This is a genomic window from Nostoc sp. GT001 (assembly GCF_030382115.1).
In the GTDB taxonomy this organism is placed as follows: Bacteria; Cyanobacteriota; Cyanobacteriia; order Cyanobacteriales; family Nostocaceae; genus Nostoc.
This window is the reverse complement of the sequence record NZ_JAUDRJ010000003.1, coordinates 1,665,420-1,686,108: the sequence shown is the minus strand read 5'-3', so window position 1 is coordinate 1,686,108 and position 20,689 is coordinate 1,665,420. Positions and strand designations below refer to the sequence as shown.

Here is a 20,689-nt window from a genome sequence, read left to right as displayed (position 1 = left end):
AACATATCCTGCTAGGAGAATTTGATGAAAAATTATCGCTTTTTAAATAAGATTACTACAGCTATGATTGTAGCTACTCTTTCTTTTTCCTGTAAGTCTTCTGTTAGTAGAAATGCAGAACAGGCAAAAGCAACTGAGAAACCGAAGCTACAACAAAATCTTATCTATGGCGATTTAATTATTAAAGAACAATCAGATTATCTAATGATTCCTGTTAGTCTTGGAGAGCAGAATAAAGATAAAGGAGTTGATTTAAACCTTTCACGTTCTTATGAAAATGGAAGAGATAATCAATTGTATAATATCATCTTTTATCAAAAGCAAGGTAGTGAAGCTCATCTTTTATTAAATAAAAAAGCCATTATCGCCTCCTTCGATTTATTGGAGGTAAAAGCAGCAAATAAGCCAACTACAAGAGTTTGGTTATATAAAATCATTGACCAAGATACAAATACAGATAAAAAACTTAATAGCGAAGATGCTACTATTGGCTATATTTCTGATTTATCAGGTAAGAACCTCCAGCAAATTACCCCAAATAATACTAGAATCATCAGTTGGGTTGTTGTTCCTAGTCAAAATGCAATTTTTCTAAAAATTCTTAAAGACTCGGATAATGATAAAAAATTTACAAAAGAAGATAAAACAAATTTTGTGAGGGTTAATCTTGATAAAATCGGTATGGGAACTGAAATTATTAGTGACCAAATAGAACAAGAAATTAAATCATACGTTTTTAAATAAGCTTATTTGTAGTAAGGGCTGGAGCCACTTACTACAAACTTTTAATCCAATACTCTTGGGTTAAGGATAATTGATATTTAAAGACGCGATAAATCGCGTCTCGACATGAGGGTTTTGTTGTTCATTATGAACTTGTATTGATCTTTACAAAACCCAATCGCGTAAAAGTTGGTTTACTTTATCCGGTATTTCATCATGGGGACAATGACCTGCCGTTAAGAAATGTTCTGTCAAGTTAGGACAATATTGACGAAACTTTGGAGAACGTTCTCTAGTATTCATCCAAGGGTCAGCTTCTCCCCATAACATCAATAAAGGACAAGTTAATTGCTTTAGTAGCACATCAACTTTTTCTCCTTGAGGAGTGCTAAAAACTGAAACAAACACATCCAACGCACCCGGATCAAAAGCAGGGCGAGAAATTTCTTCTACCAATTGGTCTGTAATCGCACTTTTATCAAGATATACCTTTTCTAAGGTTTGGCGAATTACCCAACGTTGTCGCACATATTGAAATAACAGAAATTGAGCTAAAGGTTGTTGAAAAATCCACTTAACTGAGTCACCCAGAAGTTTCTCTAAAGAAGAGGGTTGTTTGGGTGGCTGAATTTCACTTTGCAAAGCTTCAGGTTCAGATGTGGGCTGGCTTTGGCTAAAGGGACCAGCACTATTGAGCAACACTAATCCAGCCGCACTGTCGGGACGTTGGGCTGCAACACACAAGCAAGCATAACCACCAAGGGAATTACCTGCTAATACTGCTTTTTGACCAATCACTTCGCTGATAAAATCATGAAGTTGGTCGCGCCATAAGTCGCCACTGTACTGCAATTTTGGTTTTGCCGATCGCCCAAATCCCAAAAGGTCGATCGCAAATACTTCAAAATCTTGACACAATCCTGTGATATTCTTGCGCCAGTGGTCTGTGGAAGCACCAAATCCATGTACCAAAAGCAAGGGCGGACGTTGCGCTTGCTTCTCTCCCGCACGCACGTAGTAAACGTTGTGCCCGCGCCACTGCCAATATTTACCAGGAATTGGAGTTGTAGAGGGGGCTGTAGTTGCCTGCATGATTTAAAGAAATGTTAAGTAGCTTCTAATAATTGTAAACTAGTCGGGAGTGGGGAGTGGCGACTAGAGACTGAGGACTAGGGAAGAGTTTTCTTAAGCCAATGACAAATGACAAATGACAAAAGAAAATTTAATTACAGGCAAAACTAAACTACTAGGAGTCATTGGACATCCGGTGGAGCATTCGCTGTCGCCAGTAATGCATAATGCAGCGATCGCACAACTAGGATTAGATTATATCTATCTGCCTTTTCCGATTGAACCACAGAATTTAGAGGTAGCGATCGCAGGTTTAGCTGCTGTTGGGGTTGTCGGCTTTAGTGTGACAATACCTTATAAACAAGCAATCATCCCCCTACTCTCAGAAATTACGCCCCTGGCTCAAACTATTGGAGCAGTGAATACTGTTAGCCGCCAAAATCACAAATGGGTAGGCACAAATACAGATATAGAAGGATTTCTCGCCCCTTTGCAGACAACATATAAACAAGATTGGAGTCAGAAGGTAGCGGTAATTTTAGGTAATGGTGGTGCAGCAAGAGCTGTTGTAGCAGGTTGTATTCAGCTAGGTTTTGCCCAAATTCATGTTGTTGGGCGCAATATGCAGAGATTACAAGAATTCCGCAACAGTTGGAGCAATTCATCTCTAGCTGATAAATTCCAGGTTCATCAATGGCAGGAATTACCAAAGCTCATTCCCCAGGCAAATCTGCTGGTAAATACAACTCCGATTGGGATGTATCCCAAAGTCGATGAATCGCCTTTGAGTGTAGAAGAAATCGCAAATTTACCAACAGGTGCGATCGCTTACGATTTAATATATACTCCTAAACCAACGCAATTTCTGAAGCAGGCTGAAAAACAAGGTGCAATTGCGATCGATGGATTAGAAATGCTAGTCCAACAAGGGGTAGCAGCATTAAAAATCTGGTTGCATCTGGAAACTTTGCCTGTAGAAGTGATGCGCCAAGCGTTACAAAATCACCTTCGTTTGGGGAAATGAGGGTTTTATATGACTCCTACTTGATTTTTAAACAAAACTTTAGTAGACCTATTGCAAAAGTCCCTAACACCCCACCCCCTACCCCTCCCCGCTCTTCGGGCTACGGTGTACACACAAGTCTATATCATTCTTTATTAATGAATCTCGCACTGTGTTTTGATCCCGCCTCGGAATGAATTCCGAGTCTCATAGCCCAAGTCCACTGAAAGTGGACTGAATTAATTATTTAGTCCACTTTCAGTGGAGTTTCGCTATCAGCCCTGAACTTCAGTTCTGGGCGGGATATGGGTGGGCGTGACAATCCAGTAATTAGGCATCCTTTATGGATGCCTGTCAATATGAACTCAGCCATTAACTAAATTTTCTACAGTATCAGCATCGTTCGGTAATGCAGCTGTTAAAACTTCGCTGCCGTCTGTAGTAACTAAAACATCATCTTCAATGCGAATTCCCCGGACATCGGCGAATTCAGATAAACGCTGCCAATTCACCACATTCTGATATTTGGAACGAACATTAGCATCATTTAAAATTGCTGGTACTTGATAAAAACCAGGTTCAATTGTGACTAACATTCCTGGACGCAGGGGACGATTTAAACGGAGATAGCTTAAGCCAAAGCGATCGCTCCTTTCACGTCCTTCTTCATACCCGGCTAAATCGCCCAAATCTTCCATATCATGCACATCTAAACCCAGTAGATGGCCGATACCATGAGGAAAAAACAGCGCGTGGGCATCGATTTCTACTAAATCTTGGGGATTTCCTTGTAAAATGCCTAACTCTACTAAACCTTCAGCGATCGCTGTAGCCGCTTGCAGGTGAATATCCCCATACTCTACACCAGGCTGGATTTTGGCAATGCAAGCATCATGGGCTGCCAAAACCACATTATAAATATCTCTTTGGGTAGATGAAAACTTGCCCGAAACTGGCCAAGTGCGAGTCACATCACCAGCCCAACCAGTCTCAGTTTCAGCGCCAACATCGGCAAGCAGTAAATCACCTGGTTGCAAACTATGGTGATAATGCTCGTTATGCAAAACTTCACCGTGAACAGTGACAATACTGTTGTAAGAGGTAGTCATATTGTGGGCAATAATTACCCCTTCCATCGCAGCCCGAACTTCTGCTTCTAGTTTGGCTTGGGGTGTTGCTGCCATCCCCGCTTTGTGAGCTTTGACAGTGACAGCCGCAGCTTTTCGCAACTCGCTTAATGCCGCATCATCGTGGGTAAGACGGAGTGAAACGATCGCCTTTGCTAACTCCAAGTCAATTCCTTGGGGAGGACTTTGTGGTAAAATCCATCTATTTAATAGCTGCGATTGCTGCGTCCAAGTAGCCGCATCTTGGACGGCAAGTGTCGCGGCATCTTCTAGGCAAGACTCTAATTCTGCCATTGGCCCTGCCACATCCGCCCCAATCTTCTCGGCTATTTCTTCGCGCGTTGGCATTTCTCCATGCCAAAGGGCGCTGCTGGGTGACGGATCGTCGATGAATAGTTCTAGTTTGCCCGCTTCTAGACGAATTGCCGCCTTTGGTAATGGCAGTCCGGCGAAATAAAGGAAATGACTGTTAGCACGAAATGGAAAGGAATTTGCCGGAAAGTTGCGCGAATTATTGCTACCTGACCACAGAATTGCCGGAAAATCAATCAGCTTGGCTAGTTGTTGCCGTCGGTGGCGTAAAGTCTCGCCGAGAGAAGTAGAAGTTTGTGGGATAAGCATAAATGTAAGGTGATAATTTTACCTTTATTTAGTCGTTATCGTCTTTATCGTCATCTTTTTTATCATTTTTGCGATCGCCATCTTTGTCGTCGTCATCTTTGTCGTCATCTCTGTCGTTTTGGTTAGGTTGTACGACTGGTTTTTGTTGCTCAGTTGGTGCAGGTGGCTGCGGGGCTTCAATAACACAACTAACTAATCCTCCAGAAATTAGCGCTAAGTTGACAGCAGCAAAGATGCTTCTAAAGATTTTTATCCTCACGTTTTCGGTTTGCTTTAACATTGACTCTAGTTTTTGGAGATTGTATTCCTAATTTCTAAGGTACTGTATATAGTGGTTCTGATTAAACAAGCACGCTGTGCCCCTACAGACCAACAATATATTGCTGTCTAACTTTCAAGGTGATTCTAATGGGACAAATCATTACTCAGGTTGATGCTTTTACCAATACACCTTTTGCAGGTAATCCTGCTGCTGTCTGTGTTTTGCCTACTCTCCAAGATGAGCGCTGGATGCAAAACGTGGCGCAGGAGATGAATTTATCTGAAACAGCTTTTTTAGTCAGACAGGATGATGGCTTTAATCTGCGTTGGTTTACGCCCACAGTGGAAGTGCCGCTTTGTGGTCATGCAACTTTAGCTAGTGCCCATGTACTTTGGTCAGAAGGACATTTGTCACCTGATAAAGTTGCACGTTTTTATACCAAAAGTGGAGTGCTGACTGCAAAGCTGCAAGGTGAGTGGATTGAGTTAGATTTTCCTATAAATCACTCCCAAGCAACAGTCGTCCCTCCAGAACTCAAGCAAGCTTTGGGTGTACCCTACAAATCTGTCTTGCAGAATTCACTAGGTTATCTAGTGGAATTGGAATCTGAAGAATTGGTGCGGCAAATACAGCCTAATTTTCAACTACTCAAAACGTTGCCTGTTTCTGATGTCATTGTCACCAGCCTCACTGACTCTGATTCTGAATATGATTTCGTCTCTCGCTTCTTTGCACCGGGATTAGGTATTAATGAAGACCCAGTTACAGGAGCGGCTCATTGCTGTCTCGCTTGGTTCTGGCGCGATCGCTTGCACAAAAATGAGTATTTGGCTTATCAAGCATCTAGTCGCGGTGGCGTGGTGAAGGTGTATTATGACGGAGGCGATCACGTCTTTCTCGCTGGACAAGCGGTAACTGTGCTGCGAGGTGAGTTATTTACCGCATCAACCTAATATTACAAATCAATAGTATCTGGCAAAAACTCACTATCAAGAACTTGGGCAATGGAATAAGGACATTCCACTGGAAACGTATTTATTGGTAGTTCAGTTTCATTACTAGCAGCTTTCAATCCCCGATAATAGCACTGGGCTAAAACTTCTTCTGGATAAGATTTGAGGCTGAGACTCTCTTGCAGTAAATCTGCAATTTTGTGGCGCTGCTCATCAATCGTATTTCGCCAAGAGCCACTCCGCAAACTAGATTAGACTTCTTGCAAAAGTCGGGGTAAAGGGGAAGGTGGGGCCCCCTCTGGGGATAAGGGGCGGGGGAAAAGGGTAAAAAAACTCAAAATCCTTTCCCTTTAACCTTTACCCTTTTCCCTAAGAGTGCAAAAACATATTTTTGCAAGAGGTCTATTGATATTGCCACTTGAGCAAATGCTGTAATAATACTTCCAAACGGCTTTTCAATTCTCGTCGTTCTGACCGTCCCAAGCTTTCAATTTCCTCAATCACAGCATTCCAGTCTACTTCTCTAAATTGTCCAGCACGAATGAGTTGTACAGTTTTTTCTGTCCATGCTGCAAAGTCTGTTTCATACAACTGGGCTGCACTTTTCGGAATCTGGGTCATGAGCTTTTTGCAATCTAGCGTATACTAGCTAAGTTGGAGATACTTTACACCCATTTTAACTTCAACAAAACGATCGCATCTTTTTAGCCATACAAGCCGTAACGCGCTTATCTTGAACTGTTGATGTTGAGGTGGCAGGCGTAGAATTTAACTTTTCAGATATCCTTTAATAAAAAACTTGTAAGTGAGTTGAAAAAATGGCAACCGTGTTTGATAACATCGCTCTCCAGTTTCAAAAACTTAACAAATTGCCTTATCGCTTGTATGGTGAGGCATATACATACTTAAATTTAATCGGAGATGTTGCCGGGAAATCAATCCTCGATCTAGCTTGTGGAGAAGGATTTTTCACACGATTGCTCAAACAGAATGGCGCTGCACGTTTGGTTGGTGTAGATATTTCCTCAGAAATGATCAAATTGGCAAGACTTGAAGAAGCCTCTGTTCCACTTGATATTGAATATATCATCGGTGATGTCATGGAAATTGGTTCTATTGGCAGCTTCGATCTTGTGGTAGTCTCCTACTTGCTGAATTGCGCTTCAACTAAAGAGCAACTACTCAAAATGTGTCAGTCCATAGCAATTCATCTGAAACCTGGTGGTAGATTCGTCAGTTTGAATAATAATTTAGAACTGCTTCCAGAATTTTATAACAAACATGAGAAATATGGCATTTATAGGAAATGTGCCCAGTCGCTCCAGGAAGGTACTCCCATAACCTTAACATTGAGCATTCCTGATGACGGTGAGTCTATTAGTATTGATAACTACTACCTTAGCCAAGCGACTTATGAATGGGCCTTGATGAGTGCTGGTTTTAAAGAGATCCGCTGGCATCATCCAAAAGTCTCCCCCAAAGGCATACAGAAATTTGGCTCCGAGTTCTGGCAGGATTACATTGACTATCCCGATATGATCGGCATTACCTGCCTAAAATAGCTGTCAATGCAGTTGGTTAGAGGCTGTTAGGGAGTTTTGCAAGATATCTAATGTTTGTTAGGGCAAACAATCATATTGCAGAAGATTGAGTTAAAATTGCACGTCAATACAAACACTAAACCGCAAAAGCGTAATTTTACGAATAAACAACTGTCACAATATTTAAACAAGCCTATATTTTTATTTCAAAAATGTCTGCTAAATACAAAGATAGTAGAACTACTATCCAATCTCGTGATTGGCCAATTGAGGAATTACCTGGACTGAGCCACGAAGAACAATCTCAACTGCAAAATTGTGGGATTACTAGCACAGTAACCTTAGTCAAACAAGGGAAAACTCTAGAGTCAAGACTAGCGTTAGCAAATAAACTACAGATTCATCTTCAGTATGTAAATAAATGGATGGCTTTAGCTGACTTGGCACGTATTCCCAGTGTCGGGACACAATATTGTGGTTTATTGCTTCATGCAGGTATTGGTTCTGTAGTGCAGTTAGCTCAAACTCCCACTCACAGATTGCACCAACAAATTATGCGCTTGCAGGTAGCAACAATGCAGCGCCGAGATTTGTGTCCAGCAATTGAGCTAGTACAACAGTGGAGTCAGCAAGCTAAAGCAATCATTAGTTAGGAGTTAGGAGTGAGGAGTTAGAAGTTAAAAGTTAGGAGTTAAAACTCATAATTCATAATTCATAACTCATAACTCTTTAACCAAGACACCATTAAGAAAGATATCAGCGAGTCCTTCCGCCATTTCCTGCATTTGTTGGGGAGAGGCGTCAGGTTCGATGAGGGTGTTGTTAGAAAAACCTGCGATCGCAAACATTCCTAAAAAAACTTTCGCAACTAGCTTCGCGTCCCCTTGACGATAAATGCCTTTATCCATCGCTGTTTGAAAGAATGCTTCACCCACATCAGTCATTTTGGTAATGACTTCTAATTGAATGCGATCGCGCAAATCGGGGTGAAATTGCACCTCCATAAAACAAACACGCATCAAATCGGCATTTTTTTGGAAATTCCACATCCGGCGGCGCATTACCTGAGCGACGGCTTTATAGCTGCCCATTTCACTTAATTCTGTGAGCAAATCTGTCAAAATCTCTACCCAGCCACTCGTGGCTACTTCCACCAAAATTGCTTTTTTATTCGGAAAATGACGAAATAGAGTACCTTCAGCTACACCTGCCGCTTGTGCTAAGTCACGGGTGGTAGTACCGTCAAATCCCTTAGAAGCAAACAACCGTTGTGCTGCCTCTAAAATCCGGGTGCGCGTCTGAGCCTCTGAAGGTGGGGAAGAATTAAAAACTCGCATAAAAGTTATGGTTAGATATCCGTAACAAGACTTGTAGCATTATTGTCTAACGTCAAGTGCAAAGAGCCACTGAAAGCTTAATACAAGATTAACGCTCTTTTGCTAAGTATCCTGTTATTTAGGTAATGTAACTTTATCTTACTTCTCGCTTATGAACCAGAGCAGTCGGTCAATTTTAGATTTTAAATTGGGGACTTTCCTGCGGAACGCTACGCGTAGCTTGCTTCCCCGAAGGGGTACGACTTCGCTCAGTCGAACGATTTTGGATTGATCGGATCGAGTATCTGTCAGATTGGGGCGGTTATTGGTCATTATCTTGACTTTAATTATCTTCTCGTGGGGATTGCTGCCAGAAGTTGCTCTAGCTCAAACTCAGACAGCGCCTCCTCCTCAAGAAACTAAAACTCAAACCCCGCCAGTTCAAACTTCAATCCAACCTTATCTCGATCGAGTTATTAAGCAGTTAACGGAGTTTCGCCTCGACAATGGTTTGAAATTCATTGTTTTGGAACGACATCAAGCGCCCGTAGTTTCTTTTCTGACTTATGCGAATGTGGGTGGTGTAGATGAGCCAGATGGCAAAACTGGTGTAGCTCACTTTTTGGAACATTTGGCGTTTAAAGGCACAACCCGCATTGGTACACAAGACTACAAAAAAGAAAAACCGCTACTAGATACCTTAGAGCAGTTGAATGCTCAAATTAAAACAGCGAAAGCCGATGGCAAAAAAGCTGAGGTTGCTCGGTTAGAAACTGAGTTTAAACAAGTGGAATTGCAAGCTAGCAAGCTAGTCAAGCAAAATGAATTGGGACAAATTGTCGAACAAGCAGGAGGCGTGGGTTTAAATGCCAATACTTCAACTGAAGCTACCCGTTATTTGTACAGCTTTCCTGCCAATAAGCTAGAACTTTGGATGTCGTTGGAGTCGGAGCGATTTCTCGATCCGGTAATTCGTCGTGAGTTTTATAAAGAGAAAGATGTAATTTTAGAAGAACGACGGATGCGGGTGGAAAATTCACCCATTGGACAGATGGTGGAAAAGTTTATTGATGCTGCTTACAAAGCTCATCCTTACAGGCGTCCGGTGATTGGTTATGACGAAGATATCCGCAATCTGACACCAGAAGATGTCCAAAAGTTTTTTGATACTCACTACGTACCAAGTAATTTGACCATTGCTATTGTCGGAGATGTCAATCCCACTCAGGTGAAAAAACTGGCGCAAACTTATTTTGGCCGCTTTCAAGCCAAAACCAAAGCTGTTGAACAAATTCCGGTGGAACCACCACAACAACAAACACGGGAAGTTACTTTACAGCTACCTTCTCAACCTTGGTATTTAGAAGGTTATCACCGTCCGGCGATTACTCATCCAGATAATGCCGTCTATGAAATCATTGGCAGTTTATTAAGTGATGGGCGCACATCGCGGCTATATAAGTCTTTGGTAGAAAAGCAACGTTTGGCGCTAAATGCTCAAGGTTACAGTGGATTTCCTGGAGATAAGTACCCAAACCTGATCTTTTTCTATGCTCTCACAGCTCCTGGTCATACAGTTGATGAGTTGGCGGTGGCTTTACGTCAAGAAATTGACAAATTAAAAACTGAGCCTGTAGCGGCGGCTGATTTGCAACGAGTGAAAACCCAAGCACGGGCAGGTTTGTTACGTACTCTCGATTCCAATATGGGTATGGCGCAACAATTGTTGGAATATGAGGTGAAAACTGGCTCTTGGCGCAATTTGTTTAAGCAGTTGGATGACATTTCAGCGGTGACGACGGCTGATATTGTGCGAGTGGCAAAAGAGACTTTTACGCCGAAAAATCGCACGATTGGGAAGCTGTTGTCGAAATCACCATGAAAAACAAACCGCAAAGGGCGCACAGGAAAATAGATATGCAGAAGTACAAGTTGAAGGGTAAAAGGCAGATAGCGTTGAAAATTCAAAATAGGAAAGGGCTGATTTATGCTTTGGTTGCTGTTTTTGCGTGCTTACTTTTAACTTGTAATTTTTCTCTGGCGGCGACAGCTGAGGCGAAACATTACACAGAATTGCAGCTACCACCGCTACCTGAGATTAAGTTACCCAAGTATGAGCGGTTTGTGCTGCAAAATGGCTTGGTTGTCTATTTAATGGAAGATCACGAGTTACCGTTGGTGAATGGTACAGCGTTTGTACGAACAGGGAATCGCTTGGAACCAATGGAAAAAGTTGGGTTGGCTGGTTTTACAGGCGCAGTAATGCGAACTGGAGGAACTAAGAACCATTCGTCTGATGAACTCAACGAAATATTGGAACAACGGGCAGCATCTGTGGAAGTTGGTATTGGTGAAGCTTCTGGTAGTGCTAGCTTTGACGCCCTCAGTGAAGATTTAGAAACAGTGTTTGGGCTGTTTGCTGAGGTACTGCGATCGCCTGTATTTGCTCAAGAAAAGTTAGACTTGGCGAAAACTCAAGCCAAAGGTGGCATTGCCCGTCGTAATGACAATCCAGATGGGATTGCTAGTCGGGAATTTAAAAAATTAATCTATGGGAAAGATAGCCCTTATGCTCGCACTACAGAGTATGCAACGGTAGATAAAGTTGAGCGTGAAGATTTGCTCAAGTTTTATCAGCAATATTTCCATCCCAATAATATGATTTTGGGGATTGTGGGTGATTTTGATGCTAAGAAAATGCGATCGCTCATTCAAGCTAAGTTTGCCGATTGGCAGCGTAACCCAGGTATTGCTAAACCCACATTACCAAAGGTTTTACCAGCTAATACAGGTGGAGTCTTTTTTGTCAATCAGCCACAATTAACCCAAAGTAGTGTACTTATCGGGCATTTGGGCGGACGTTTCGACAATCCAGATTATGCAGCGCTGGATGTATTAAATGGAGTGTTAAATGGATTTGGTGGACGCTTATTTAATGAATTGCGATCGCGTCAAGGTTTAGCTTACTCTGTATATGGCCAGTGGAGTCCCCGTTTCGATTATCCTGGCATATTTATCGCTGGTGGACAGACGCGATCGGATGCTACCGTCCAGTTTGTCAAAGCCTTACAAGCTGAAATCAAGCGCACCCAAACTCAAAGAGTGACTGCAAAAGAACTGGCTTATGCCAAAGAGTCTACACTCAACTCCTTTGTGTTCAACTTTCAAGATCCCAGCCAAACCTTATCACGGTTGATGCGATACGAATATTTCGGCTATCCTGCTGATTTTCTCTTTCGCTATCAAAAAGCCGTCGCCGCCACCACAGCAGCCGATGTCCAACGGGTAGCACGAGAATATCTCAAGCCAGAAAAGATTGTGACTTTAGTAGTGGGGAATCAAACGGCCATTCAACCGCCATTGACACAGTTAGCTAAACAGGTGACACCAATTGATGTAACGATTCCTGGTTCTCAGCCACAGGCAAAGAATTAATAGCGTAGATGGGTAGACACTCAATATCCAAATAAAATCGCAAGGCTCAGATCCCCGACTTCTCTAAGAAGTCGGGGATATTGTTGTTCAAATAATTTTCTCCATTATCGGGAAATGACTAAGGACAAATTGGAGTAACAAGTAGAAACTAAATCAGGAACCAAAACCTCTGGGAACTCCAGAGGTTTTTTCTTTACTCTATTCATCTTTATAACAGCGATCGCTCCAGCATACTTCTATGAAGCAACAAAAATTGTCGCAGCGAATTAGTCAACTAGAGTAAGCTAAATTTAGGTTTCAACTACTGGGAGTGGAGATGATGTTGTTGGAATTAAAGCGCATCCATGTTCCACCAGGACAAAGAGTGCTACTGCGAGATGTAACCTGGCAGGAATTGGAAGCAATTCTAGAAGATTTAGGGGAACACCGAGCAGCACGAATTGCTTATGATAGGGGAATACTGGAGATTATGGCATCACTGCCAGAACATGAATATGACAAAGAAATTAGGCGTTGCATAATGGCGGTATGAATCATACTGAAACTGGAACATCCCAAAACTTGAGATAGTGAAGTAGCAATCGAATCGAGTATTTCAGCATTTGTGCTGATTTGGAATAACATAGCGTTTTTCGATGCAATCGAGCGAGATAGTGGCGCAACCGGGTGTTTTCCCCCTCAACTCGTGTCATGTAAGTCTTGCTCACAATCTGGTCGCCCTCTGGAATAAAGCCTGGATAGACCAACCATCCATCCGTGACATAGAAATAGCACTGCCAAGTACCTACAATATCCCATAACGGTCGAAAAGTTTCGGCGCTATGGTCGCCCAAAACCCACGCTAAAATACCTTGTGTGAAGTGGTTCACTGCTGTCCAAAGCCAAACTTTGTTTTTTTTGAGCCGACGAACGTTTCTAGTTCATCGAGTTCGCCAACTTCTGGAATTGTCTCTGGATCATAAACATCAGGTAGCAGTTCTCCTACAAGTTTTACCCAAGTAATCAATGTCGTGTGATGCACACCTTTGACCCGTTCAATGCCACGAAATCCCATACCATTAACGTACATTTTCAGGCATTCCCGTTTCACTTCATCACTGTATCCTTGAGGTGGTTCGTACCGATCAATAAATTGGCGATCGCAATTACAGCAAATGTGATTCTGTTTACCTCTTTTATTTCCGTTCTTACGGATATGAGACGACCCACAACGCGGACATTCCATCCAGTTTTACCTCAATTCATACCGCCATTATGCAACGCCAGAAATTATTGGTGATTTAGTCAAAGCTCTTTTGGAAGAATTAGACATTGAGTTTAGATGCCTTGGTTCTACCACTTTCAAAAACCAAGCAATGGCTCAAGGTATAGAACCCGATCAGTGTTTCTATATAAAAAATGAATCTAAGATTCGCGGCAAGAAGCGGCTAGATTTAACAGTAGATCCTCCTCCAGATTTAGCTCTAGAAATTGATATTACTTCTCGCACTCATCCTAATATTTATGAAGCTCTAAAAGTGCCTGAACTTTGGCATTTTGATCGAGGAAAACTCAAAATTAATGTTTTGCAAGAGGGACATTATGTAGAATCTCAAAAAAGCTTAAATTTTCCTCTATTCTCACTAATTGAAGCAATTCCCCAATATCTAGAGCAAAGTACAACAGCAGGCAGAAATGCAACGCTCAAAGCTTTTCGTCTTTGGGTACAAAAACAGATACAACAGCAATAACTTCTACTATCACCATAATTCACAACACGCAGCAGATTTCAAGTTAGCGAAGTACATAATCTAGCCTACCGTAAAGCATAAATAAATACATTTGTATAACCCAAAACCCAGATGTAGAGACGAGATTTATCGCGTCTTGAAATACCCTGAATTATGAATTCTGACTCCTGAATACTGAATTCTGCTGTATAACTATTGCCAACCTTAGAATTAGCGGATAAATTGTACTTATTTTAAGTTATGATTACCGCATTTTAATCTATGTTTGTTAAACCCAAAATATTTTTATCATCGCTTGCATTATTACTAAGTTTTGCAAGTCTATTTCTTAGTGCTTGGATTATTCTTCCTGCTACAAACATGTTTTTACTCACACTAGCAGTAGGAGCGCCAGAAGTCAGTCCTTGGTTATTATTATTAAATTTGCTCTTTTTATTGCTGTCTTTATTCTATATCCGTCGCCGTAAATTACAGCGTTTAATTTGCATTTTCAGTTTAATCGGATTGCTAATTTGTGGATGGGTGCTAGTAAATATCCCACCAACTCAAATGCAGATGGCTAAAGCTATGAAACAAGGGCTGGGAGCAAATTATCTAGAGCAAATTCCCGTTCAAGTAAGGGCTAAAATGCAAACCCATCCCTTTGACTTAGTTAATTTCTTCTGGGGTATTCCATTAGGGAAAACGCGTCATCAAAAAGATATTCTCTTTGCTTCTCCTGGGGGAGTACCTTTAAAAATGGAAGTTTACCAACCCTCAAAAGTAGGCAAATATCCAGCAGTGGTAGTAATTTATGGTGGAGCTTGGCAATATGGCAATACTCATGCCAATTCTGAGTTTAATCAATATATTGCTAATCATGGATATACGGTATTTGCGATCGACTATCGACACGCACCTCAATATCAGTTTCCATCTCAATTAGATGATGTGCGTACAGCCCTAAATTTTATTCGCAAACATGCAGCTGAATATGAAGCCGATTCAGAACGTATGGTACTTTTAGGACGTTCTGCTGGGGCACATTTAGCAATGCTAGCGGCTTACCAACCCGATGCACCACCCATTCGTGCTGTGGTGAACTATTACGGGCCTGTTAACTTAACTGAAGGATATAAAACACCACCAAATCCCGATCCTATAAATTCTCGCGCTGTTTTAAAAGCATTTCTTGGTGGTTCTTTAGAAGAATTGCCTAATCGGTATGAAATTGCTTCACCGATAAATTACCTAACCCACCTTTTACCGCCAACTTTATTAATTTACGGCAGTCGCGACCATTTGGTGCAAGCCCGATTTGGCAGACAGATGTATGAACGTTTACATGACTCTGGCAACACTGCGGTTTTTCTAGAAATTCCTTGGGCAGAACACGCTTTTGATGCTGTTTTCAACGGTGTGAGCAATCAATTAGCGTTGTATTATACTGAGAGGTTTTTGGCTTGGGCGTTGTTCAGGCAATGATTTGATTCGCAGACTCATTCACAAGTATTAAAAACTCAACACTCCTTACTCCTTTTGAGCCAGCGCCAATTGTAGCGATTCCATTCATACATACCTTGAATTTCATACTCAGCGCCGTTAAAGAAGCGGACGACGCAATTAGTAGAGGAATCATCGCTGCATCTACGCCCGTCGTAGACATCGCTAATTTCCTCGACCTTAATCACCATACAGGGAAACCATTCCCGCTTACAAGGCCCATCTTTTTGCACCCATTCCCATAGTGCATTGGAAACTTCAATGCGATCGCCTACTCTTAACTTCAGTGCATCCTCAAAATAAGAATACTTGTCAAAATGATATGACTCAACCCGATTCAACCACTGTAAACCATAGCGTTGACGAATAAATTGTACCGTCCCAGAGTCATTTTCCAGCAACCAGTCGTTGAGTAATTGCACTTTCCAAGTGCGGTTGCGTTGTTCTTCATCCTTAACAAATTGTAAAAATGCTTCTAACTCCTCTGAGGTAAGTTCGTCTAAAGGATTAGCAATATTTGACTTCCCAGAGGTAGAATTTCCCTGAATTTGCTCAACCACTTGCAGTAATATCTGTTTCTGCGTGTCAGTGAGAGGACAGCTTGCTGCATCACAATCATTAAAGGCTGCGAACATAGCTACTTCAATCTCATCTGGAGTCATAAGTTCATAGCAATTGAGGGGTTATTCCCCTAATTATTACAAATGTTAAATTCAAGTCTCCAATCACCCTGTAGTTAAATTCAGGTAAGCTGAGGTTGTAAGTTAAATATTGTTTGCTAAATTAACTCACGGGGTCTTTTATGCGGTTGCGTTCACTCACGGTCGTTTTGATTTCATGTCTCATTACCCTTCTATCGTGGGTGATTATTCCCCCAGCTGTAGCCCTGACACAGATTAAACTATTTGATGTCTCTTATAAAGATTGTCCACCAGAACTAGCAGAAGGGGCTGTTATCAGTAGCGGTAGTGCTGCCGCCAATTGTTTTCTTGTCGTTGGCAAGGCAGAAAATGGCACTAATAAAACAGTCTACGACGCAGATATTTTTGGACGCATTTATGATGCAAATAATGACTCGGTAATGCAAAACCGCACTCGCTTAGGCTCTATTACCGAGGTGCCACCAGGTATTAGCGATTTTGAATTGAGAATTTCTGTACCGGCAAATCAGCCTACTCCGTTGAAGCTGAAGCAATTCAAGGCTGCGGGGTTTAGCGGTCAAGTGCGTAAGTAATTCGTAATTCGTAATTCGTAATTCGTAGTATTCGCCAAAAGCGAGAAACAGGTAGGTAATTAACGTAAGTTGCTAGTTAGTGTCGCATAATGGTATTTTTTGATAACTAGCAACTTGGGTTAATTAGTAATTCGTAAAAAATCGTAGAGACGCTTGTATACTTAACGTCTCTACTGAATTTTTTACCAAAGTAGTAATCAAAATCTTTCTATAAGGGCAGGCTAGCTGGAATGGCACTCAGAAGCCCACTAACTAGATTGAGTGCTAAGAAAGCTAAGATCGGCGAAAAATCCATACCGCCCAATGGGGGAATAATTGAGCGGAATAGATTCAGATAAGGATCGGTTATCTGGGCTAAAGCGGCAAATGGCTGGTTATACCAGTTGATTGTCGGGAACCAGGTTAGCAAAACCCGGATAATTAGCAAATAGCTATAAAAGCTGACAAAGGTAATTAGTGTCGTAATCAGTAAACTCATGGATAGCTTTGTTTCCTACTAGGTGTCAAATGCGGTCTTANTCTTTTAATTTTAATTTAGTCCAAGTCAAAATGTTTGCGGATTTCACGTTTACCACACTTGACACTTTCACCACGCCTGAACAAACTTCAGGAGTCTTTAGTGAGGGAGCGGTCATTGGTTGGTTGGGGTGAACTGCTATTAACATTTCCCAGTTGCTTTCGCACTTCATCAATTGTGGCATTTAGCTGGGCAATTTTATCTTCTAGCGATCGCCTGGCCGTTTCTATGCCGATGCTTTCGCTTTCTGAGGCTTTCATCTGACGCCGCTTTGCTGCTATTTTCTTAGCTTCGGCTTGACTATCTGTCAGTTCTGTCTCCTCTTCTATTAGCAATTCTGCATCGCGTCGAGAAGCAATCAGCGCCCCGATAACACCGCCAAATATGCCACCAACAAACGCCCCTGCTACAAAACCACTGCCAAAACCATCTCGCTGACTCATATCTTTACCGCCTTCAACAAACCTTGCAACTTTTACAGTAGTTATGCTATTTACCTGCCCTAGCTGCATACTAGCTTAAGTCCCAAAGATGCGATCGCCTGCATCTCCCAATCCCGGTACAATATATCCCTTGCTGTCCAGTTTTTCGTCAATAGTAGCGGTGTAAATTATTAAACCTGGATAAGCTTCACTCAATTTTTGTAAAGCTGGTGGAGCCGCTACTACACAAACAATCCGCGTCAGGGCTGGGTCAGCACCCCGTTGTGTCAATTCTGCCATTGCCGCCATCATTGACCCTCCGGTTGCCAACATTGGATCGGTAACTAACACTCGTGTTTGGGGGTCAAATTTTTCTGGTAACTTGTTCAGATAACAATGAGGTTGCAGTGTCTCTTCATCTCGCGCCAAGCCAAGGTGGTAAATCGATGCTAAAGGCAGTAAAGTCTGCGCTCCCTCTAGTAATCCTAGCCCAGCCCGCAAAATCGGCACTACTGCCATAGGCACTTGCGGATCAATCACCGTTGCTGGACAGGTATCTAAGGGACTCTGTACTGCTGTTTCTTGAGTCGGCAACCAGTCTCGTGCAGCTTCATAAGTCAGCCATCTTCCCAACTCAGTCATGGCACTGCGGAACAATACTGAAGGCGTGCCTGCATCACGGGCAACTGCTAGCCAGTGCTTGATCAGGGGATGGGGTGGAACATAAACGCGCAATTGTAGCGTCATAGCCAGAAATAGGCGCCTTTTTATTGTATAAGAACTGAAACACCATAATACTCTTTCCTGCATCCGGCTGACAGCTTAAAATTAACAATCTCAATTTTATTGATAAAAATTTTCATTAGTAGTTGACATTAATTCTCAATCAAGGCTATATTCTTATAAAGTGTTCTCCTCTCTTTTAAGGATCGGCAGACGGGATTAGCCAGCAGTAGCAGGCTCGTCCCTCTTTTTTTTGATTAGTCATTGGTCATTTGTCATTAGTTAAATTAAATATCGATTGACTCTAGACAAAGGACAAATAGTTCTCTACGTTCGCGCAGCTTTCGCTTTAGCGATACGCTCAGTACAAATGACAAAGGACAAATGACAAATGACAATTGACGCAATCGTAATTGGGTCTGGGATTGGCGGATTAGTCACTGCGACACAATTAGCGGCGAAGGGAGCAAAAGTGCTGGTACTGGAACGTTATTTGATTCCAGGCGGTAGTGCTGGTTATTTTGAGCGCCAAGGCTATCGATTCGATGTTGGCGCATCAATGATTTTTGGGCTGGGACAGAACGGTACAACCAACTTACTCACCCGTGCATTATCAAGTGTAAATGTCAGCCAAGAAGCGATCGCAGATCCGGTACAGATTCACTATCATCTACCCCAAGGTTTAGACCTGAAGGTTGATCGAGTTTATGAAAAATTTTTGCAAAATCTTATTGCTCATTTTCCCCATGAAGAACAAGGGATTCGTCGCTTTTATGACGAATGTCAAAAAGTCTTCAAGTGCCTCAACAGTATGGATTTGCTGTCACTGGAAGAACCTCGGTATTTACTGCGCGTATTTTTCCAGCATCCTTTGGCGTGTCTCGGTTTAGCTAAGTATCTGCCCCAAAATGCCGGGGATGTGGCGCGGCGTTACATCAAAGACCCGCAATTATTGAAATTTATCGATATGGAATGTTATTGCTGGTCGGTGGTTCCATCAGACATGACACCAATGATTAATGCTGGAATGGTCTTTTCTGACAGGCATTATGGCGGAGTTAACTATCCCAAAGGCGGAGTCGGACAAATTGCCCAAAAACTAGTGGAAGGTCTAGAAAAGGCTGGAGGTCAGATTCAGTACCAAGCTAGAGTCACCAAAATTCTTACAGAACAGGGAAAAGCGGTAGGTGTGCAACTGGCTAATGGTAAAGTATATCGGGGTAAACGCATAGTTTCTAATGCTACTCGCTGGGACACATTTACACAATTACTACCAGTAGAAGCAATGCCCTATAATGAGAAAAAATGGCAACAAAACTACCAAAAATCTCCAAGTTTCTTGAGTTTGCACATCGGGGTAAAGGAGTCAGTTTTACCCGCGGGGACAGAGTGTCACCATATTTTGCTGGAAGACTGGGAAAAGATGACAGCAGCCGAAGGGACAGTTTTCGTTTCGATTCCCACATTGCTTGACCCAGATTTAGCACCAAATGGATATCACATCATTCATGCCTTCACACCTCACTGGATTGATGATTGGCAAAAACTTTCTCCGAGTGAGTACGAAGCGAAGAAAGAAGAGGCGGCTTGGCGAATTATTGACCGCCTAGAGAAGATTTTTCCAGGCTTAGATACTGGATTGGATTATTTAGAAGTGGGGACACCGCGCACCCATCGCCGCTTTTTGGGTCGTGAAGATGGCACTTATGGGCCAATGCCCCGGCGTAAGTTGTGGGGATTATTGAATATGCCCTTTAATCGCACAGCGATTCCAGGACTTTATTGTGTAGGCGATAGTACTTTTCCGGGTCAAGGTTTGAATGCAGTCGCTTTTTCTGGGTTTGCTTGCGCCCACCGCATTGCCGTAGATTTAGGATTGTGAAGTACCCCTTTACAATTTTGTCAAATGCTATTGACGCTCTCGATTCCAGGCTTTGACCAGATGTATGGCTGAAATGGTTTATCAAGAGGCGTTTTAGCAATGTGGTTTGTGTAGTTGTGCATCACTTTAATTGCTATGCCCAGAATGACTTCTAGTACTTGTTGCTTATCATAACCAACTGCTAAAAATTCCTGAATTTCAGCATCTTCAACCCAACCCCGTGCTTGAATCATTCGTTGCGTAAAACGGCGTAGTGCTTGCAATTTTGGCTCTTTGAGTGGTGTATTATCACGTAGTGCTTGAATATCTTCACTCTTCATACCCATAATCTTTGCCAAGCCGGAGTGGGCTGCCATGCAGTAGTGACACTCGTGTTCATAATTCACAGTCAAATAAATGATTTGCTGTTCAATTGGGCTGAAACTTGTCGTAGCAAACAAATCCCATAGTGCCATCGAACCTTTGAGTAATGCAGGTGCTTGGGCGAAAACTCCCTCTAAATTTGGAATAAACCCAAACGTTTGTTGTGCGTGAACTAATGCTGCTTTAGAGTCTTCAGGCGCGGTATCAATCGTGTAAATGGTAAATTCCATTGGTTGTTGCCTCAAATGTACAAAAAAAGTAGACAAGTTTGTCTACTAAAAGTT

The 20,689-nt window shown here is 42.2% G+C and carries 22 protein-coding genes and 2 pseudogenes; 12 read left to right on the top strand and 12 right to left on the bottom strand.

Translation table 11 applies throughout. The annotated features are described in order from the left end of the window. Positions 1-24: 24 nt before the first annotated feature. Positions 25-744, top strand: a complete 720-nt coding sequence (locus QUD05_RS10040) for a hypothetical protein (protein ID WP_289795905.1) — start codon at positions 25-27, stop codon at positions 742-744. Between the two features lie 144 nt (positions 745-888). On the opposite strand, the gene QUD05_RS10035 is transcribed toward QUD05_RS10040, so the two are convergent. Continuing rightward, positions 889-1,815, bottom strand: a complete 927-nt coding sequence (locus QUD05_RS10035; protein WP_289795904.1) for an alpha/beta fold hydrolase — start codon at positions 1,813-1,815, stop codon at positions 889-891. A gap of 115 nt (positions 1,816-1,930) precedes the next feature. Here QUD05_RS10035 and QUD05_RS10030 point away from each other — a divergent pair, with 115 nt between their 5' ends. Further along, complete coding sequence (locus tag QUD05_RS10030) at positions 1,931-2,818, top strand: shikimate dehydrogenase (RefSeq protein ID WP_289795903.1); 888 nt, start codon at positions 1,931-1,933, stop codon at positions 2,816-2,818. A 344-nt stretch (positions 2,819-3,162) separates the two neighbouring features. Here QUD05_RS10030 and QUD05_RS10025 read toward each other — a convergent pair whose 3' ends face one another. Together QUD05_RS10025 and QUD05_RS10020 are read right to left on the bottom strand one after the other, a co-directional pair. Continuing rightward, positions 3,163-4,545 (bottom strand): aminopeptidase P family protein, encoded by a 1,383-nt coding sequence (locus QUD05_RS10025; RefSeq protein ID WP_289795902.1) that lies wholly within the window; start codon positions 4,543-4,545, stop codon positions 3,163-3,165. 28 nt (positions 4,546-4,573) lie between these two features. Next, complete coding sequence (locus tag QUD05_RS10020; RefSeq protein ID WP_289795901.1) at positions 4,574-4,825, bottom strand: hypothetical protein; 252 nt, start codon at positions 4,823-4,825, stop codon at positions 4,574-4,576. Positions 4,826-4,953: 128 nt separating this feature from the next. Between QUD05_RS10020 and QUD05_RS10015 the strand changes: the two genes are divergently transcribed. Beyond that, a complete protein-coding gene (locus QUD05_RS10015; RefSeq protein WP_289795900.1) occupies positions 4,954-5,760 on the top strand; it encodes a PhzF family phenazine biosynthesis protein in 807 nt (268 codons plus the stop codon). A gap of 2 nt (positions 5,761-5,762) precedes the next feature. Here QUD05_RS10015 and QUD05_RS10010 read toward each other — a convergent pair whose 3' ends face one another. Both QUD05_RS10010 and QUD05_RS10005 read right to left on the bottom strand, forming a co-directional pair. Then, a complete protein-coding gene (locus QUD05_RS10010; protein WP_289795899.1) occupies positions 5,763-6,005 on the bottom strand; it encodes a DUF29 domain-containing protein in 243 nt (80 codons plus the stop codon). 157 nt (positions 6,006-6,162) lie between these two features. Next, the gene (locus QUD05_RS10005) at positions 6,163-6,381 is read right to left on the bottom strand and encodes a DUF29 domain-containing protein (RefSeq protein WP_289795898.1); all 219 of its coding nucleotides are present in this window, start codon (positions 6,379-6,381) and stop codon (positions 6,163-6,165) included. Positions 6,382-6,578: 197 nt separating this feature from the next. Between QUD05_RS10005 and QUD05_RS10000 the strand changes: the two genes are divergently transcribed. Further along, positions 6,579-7,322: a class I SAM-dependent methyltransferase gene (locus QUD05_RS10000; protein ID WP_289795897.1), complete on the top strand. Its 744-nt coding sequence runs from the start codon at positions 6,579-6,581 to the stop codon at positions 7,320-7,322. A 191-nt stretch (positions 7,323-7,513) separates the two neighbouring features. Continuing rightward, positions 7,514-7,954 (top strand): DUF4332 domain-containing protein, encoded by a 441-nt coding sequence (locus QUD05_RS09995; protein ID WP_289795896.1) that lies wholly within the window; start codon positions 7,514-7,516, stop codon positions 7,952-7,954. A 66-nt stretch (positions 7,955-8,020) separates the two neighbouring features. Here QUD05_RS09995 and QUD05_RS09990 read toward each other — a convergent pair whose 3' ends face one another. Further along, positions 8,021-8,638: a TetR/AcrR family transcriptional regulator gene (locus QUD05_RS09990; protein ID WP_289795895.1), complete on the bottom strand. Its 618-nt coding sequence runs from the start codon at positions 8,636-8,638 to the stop codon at positions 8,021-8,023. 304 nt (positions 8,639-8,942) lie between these two features. On the opposite strand from QUD05_RS09990, the gene QUD05_RS09985 reads away from it, so the two are divergent. The 3 genes and pseudogenes from QUD05_RS09985 to QUD05_RS09975 all read left to right on the top strand — a co-directional run. After that, a complete protein-coding gene (locus QUD05_RS09985; protein WP_289795894.1) occupies positions 8,943-10,499 on the top strand; it encodes a M16 family metallopeptidase in 1,557 nt (518 codons plus the stop codon). Between the two features lie 35 nt (positions 10,500-10,534). Then, positions 10,535-12,052, top strand: a complete 1,518-nt coding sequence (locus QUD05_RS09980) for a M16 family metallopeptidase (RefSeq protein ID WP_289795893.1) — start codon at positions 10,535-10,537, stop codon at positions 12,050-12,052. 319 nt (positions 12,053-12,371) lie between these two features. Next, positions 12,372-12,560 (top strand): annotated as a pseudogene (locus tag QUD05_RS09975) (Uma2 family endonuclease); the annotation flags it as partial. Positions 12,561-12,585: 25 nt separating this feature from the next. Here the strand turns inward: QUD05_RS09975 and QUD05_RS09970 are convergent. Further along, positions 12,586-13,277 (bottom strand): IS1 family transposase gene (locus QUD05_RS09970; RefSeq protein ID WP_289794349.1). Its coding sequence is split into 2 segments (ribosomal slippage): positions 12,586-12,953 and positions 12,953-13,277, totalling 693 coding nucleotides; the frame shifts between segments, so codons are not numbered across the junction. 25 nt (positions 13,278-13,302) lie between these two features. Between QUD05_RS09970 and QUD05_RS09965 the strand changes: the two are divergent. Next, a pseudogene (locus tag QUD05_RS09965) lies at positions 13,303-13,782 on the top strand (Uma2 family endonuclease); the annotation flags it as partial. A 261-nt stretch (positions 13,783-14,043) separates the two neighbouring features. Continuing rightward, a complete protein-coding gene (locus QUD05_RS09960; protein ID WP_289795892.1) occupies positions 14,044-15,246 on the top strand; it encodes an alpha/beta hydrolase in 1,203 nt (400 codons plus the stop codon). A 35-nt stretch (positions 15,247-15,281) separates the two neighbouring features. On the opposite strand, the gene QUD05_RS09955 is transcribed toward QUD05_RS09960, so the two are convergent. Next, entirely contained in the window at positions 15,282-15,926 is a 645-nt protein-coding gene (locus tag QUD05_RS09955) for a hypothetical protein (RefSeq protein ID WP_289795891.1), read from the bottom strand. 140 nt (positions 15,927-16,066) lie between these two features. On the opposite strand from QUD05_RS09955, the gene QUD05_RS09950 reads away from it, so the two are divergent. After that, the gene (locus QUD05_RS09950) at positions 16,067-16,498 is read left to right on the top strand and encodes a biotin carboxylase (protein ID WP_289795890.1); all 432 of its coding nucleotides are present in this window, start codon (positions 16,067-16,069) and stop codon (positions 16,496-16,498) included. A 208-nt stretch (positions 16,499-16,706) separates the two neighbouring features. Here the strand turns inward: QUD05_RS09950 and QUD05_RS09945 are convergent, their stop codons facing one another. The 3 genes from QUD05_RS09945 to upp all read right to left on the bottom strand — a co-directional run bounded on the left by QUD05_RS09945 (position 16,707) and on the right by upp (position 18,184). Next, entirely contained in the window at positions 16,707-16,976 is a 270-nt protein-coding gene (locus tag QUD05_RS09945) for a YggT family protein (RefSeq protein WP_194042243.1), read from the bottom strand. A gap of 128 nt (positions 16,977-17,104) precedes the next feature. After that, positions 17,105-17,458, bottom strand: coding sequence for a ssl2009 family thylakoid membrane protein (locus QUD05_RS09940; RefSeq protein ID WP_289799934.1), 354 nt, complete (start codon positions 17,456-17,458; stop codon positions 17,105-17,107). Positions 17,459-17,533: 75 nt separating this feature from the next. Next, the gene (upp, locus tag QUD05_RS09935) at positions 17,534-18,184 is read right to left on the bottom strand and encodes a uracil phosphoribosyltransferase (RefSeq protein WP_289795889.1); all 651 of its coding nucleotides are present in this window, start codon (positions 18,182-18,184) and stop codon (positions 17,534-17,536) included. 367 nt (positions 18,185-18,551) lie between these two features. On the opposite strand from upp, the gene crtH reads away from it, so the two are divergent. Next, on the top strand, positions 18,552-20,042 hold the full coding sequence (gene crtH / locus QUD05_RS09930) for a carotenoid isomerase (RefSeq protein WP_289795888.1): 1,491 nt from the start codon (positions 18,552-18,554) through the stop codon (positions 20,040-20,042). A gap of 20 nt (positions 20,043-20,062) precedes the next feature. Here the strand turns inward: crtH and QUD05_RS09925 are convergent, their stop codons facing one another. Beyond that, positions 20,063-20,635: a carboxymuconolactone decarboxylase family protein gene (locus tag QUD05_RS09925; RefSeq protein ID WP_289795887.1), complete on the bottom strand. Its 573-nt coding sequence runs from the start codon at positions 20,633-20,635 to the stop codon at positions 20,063-20,065. Positions 20,636-20,689: the final 54 nt, after the last annotated feature.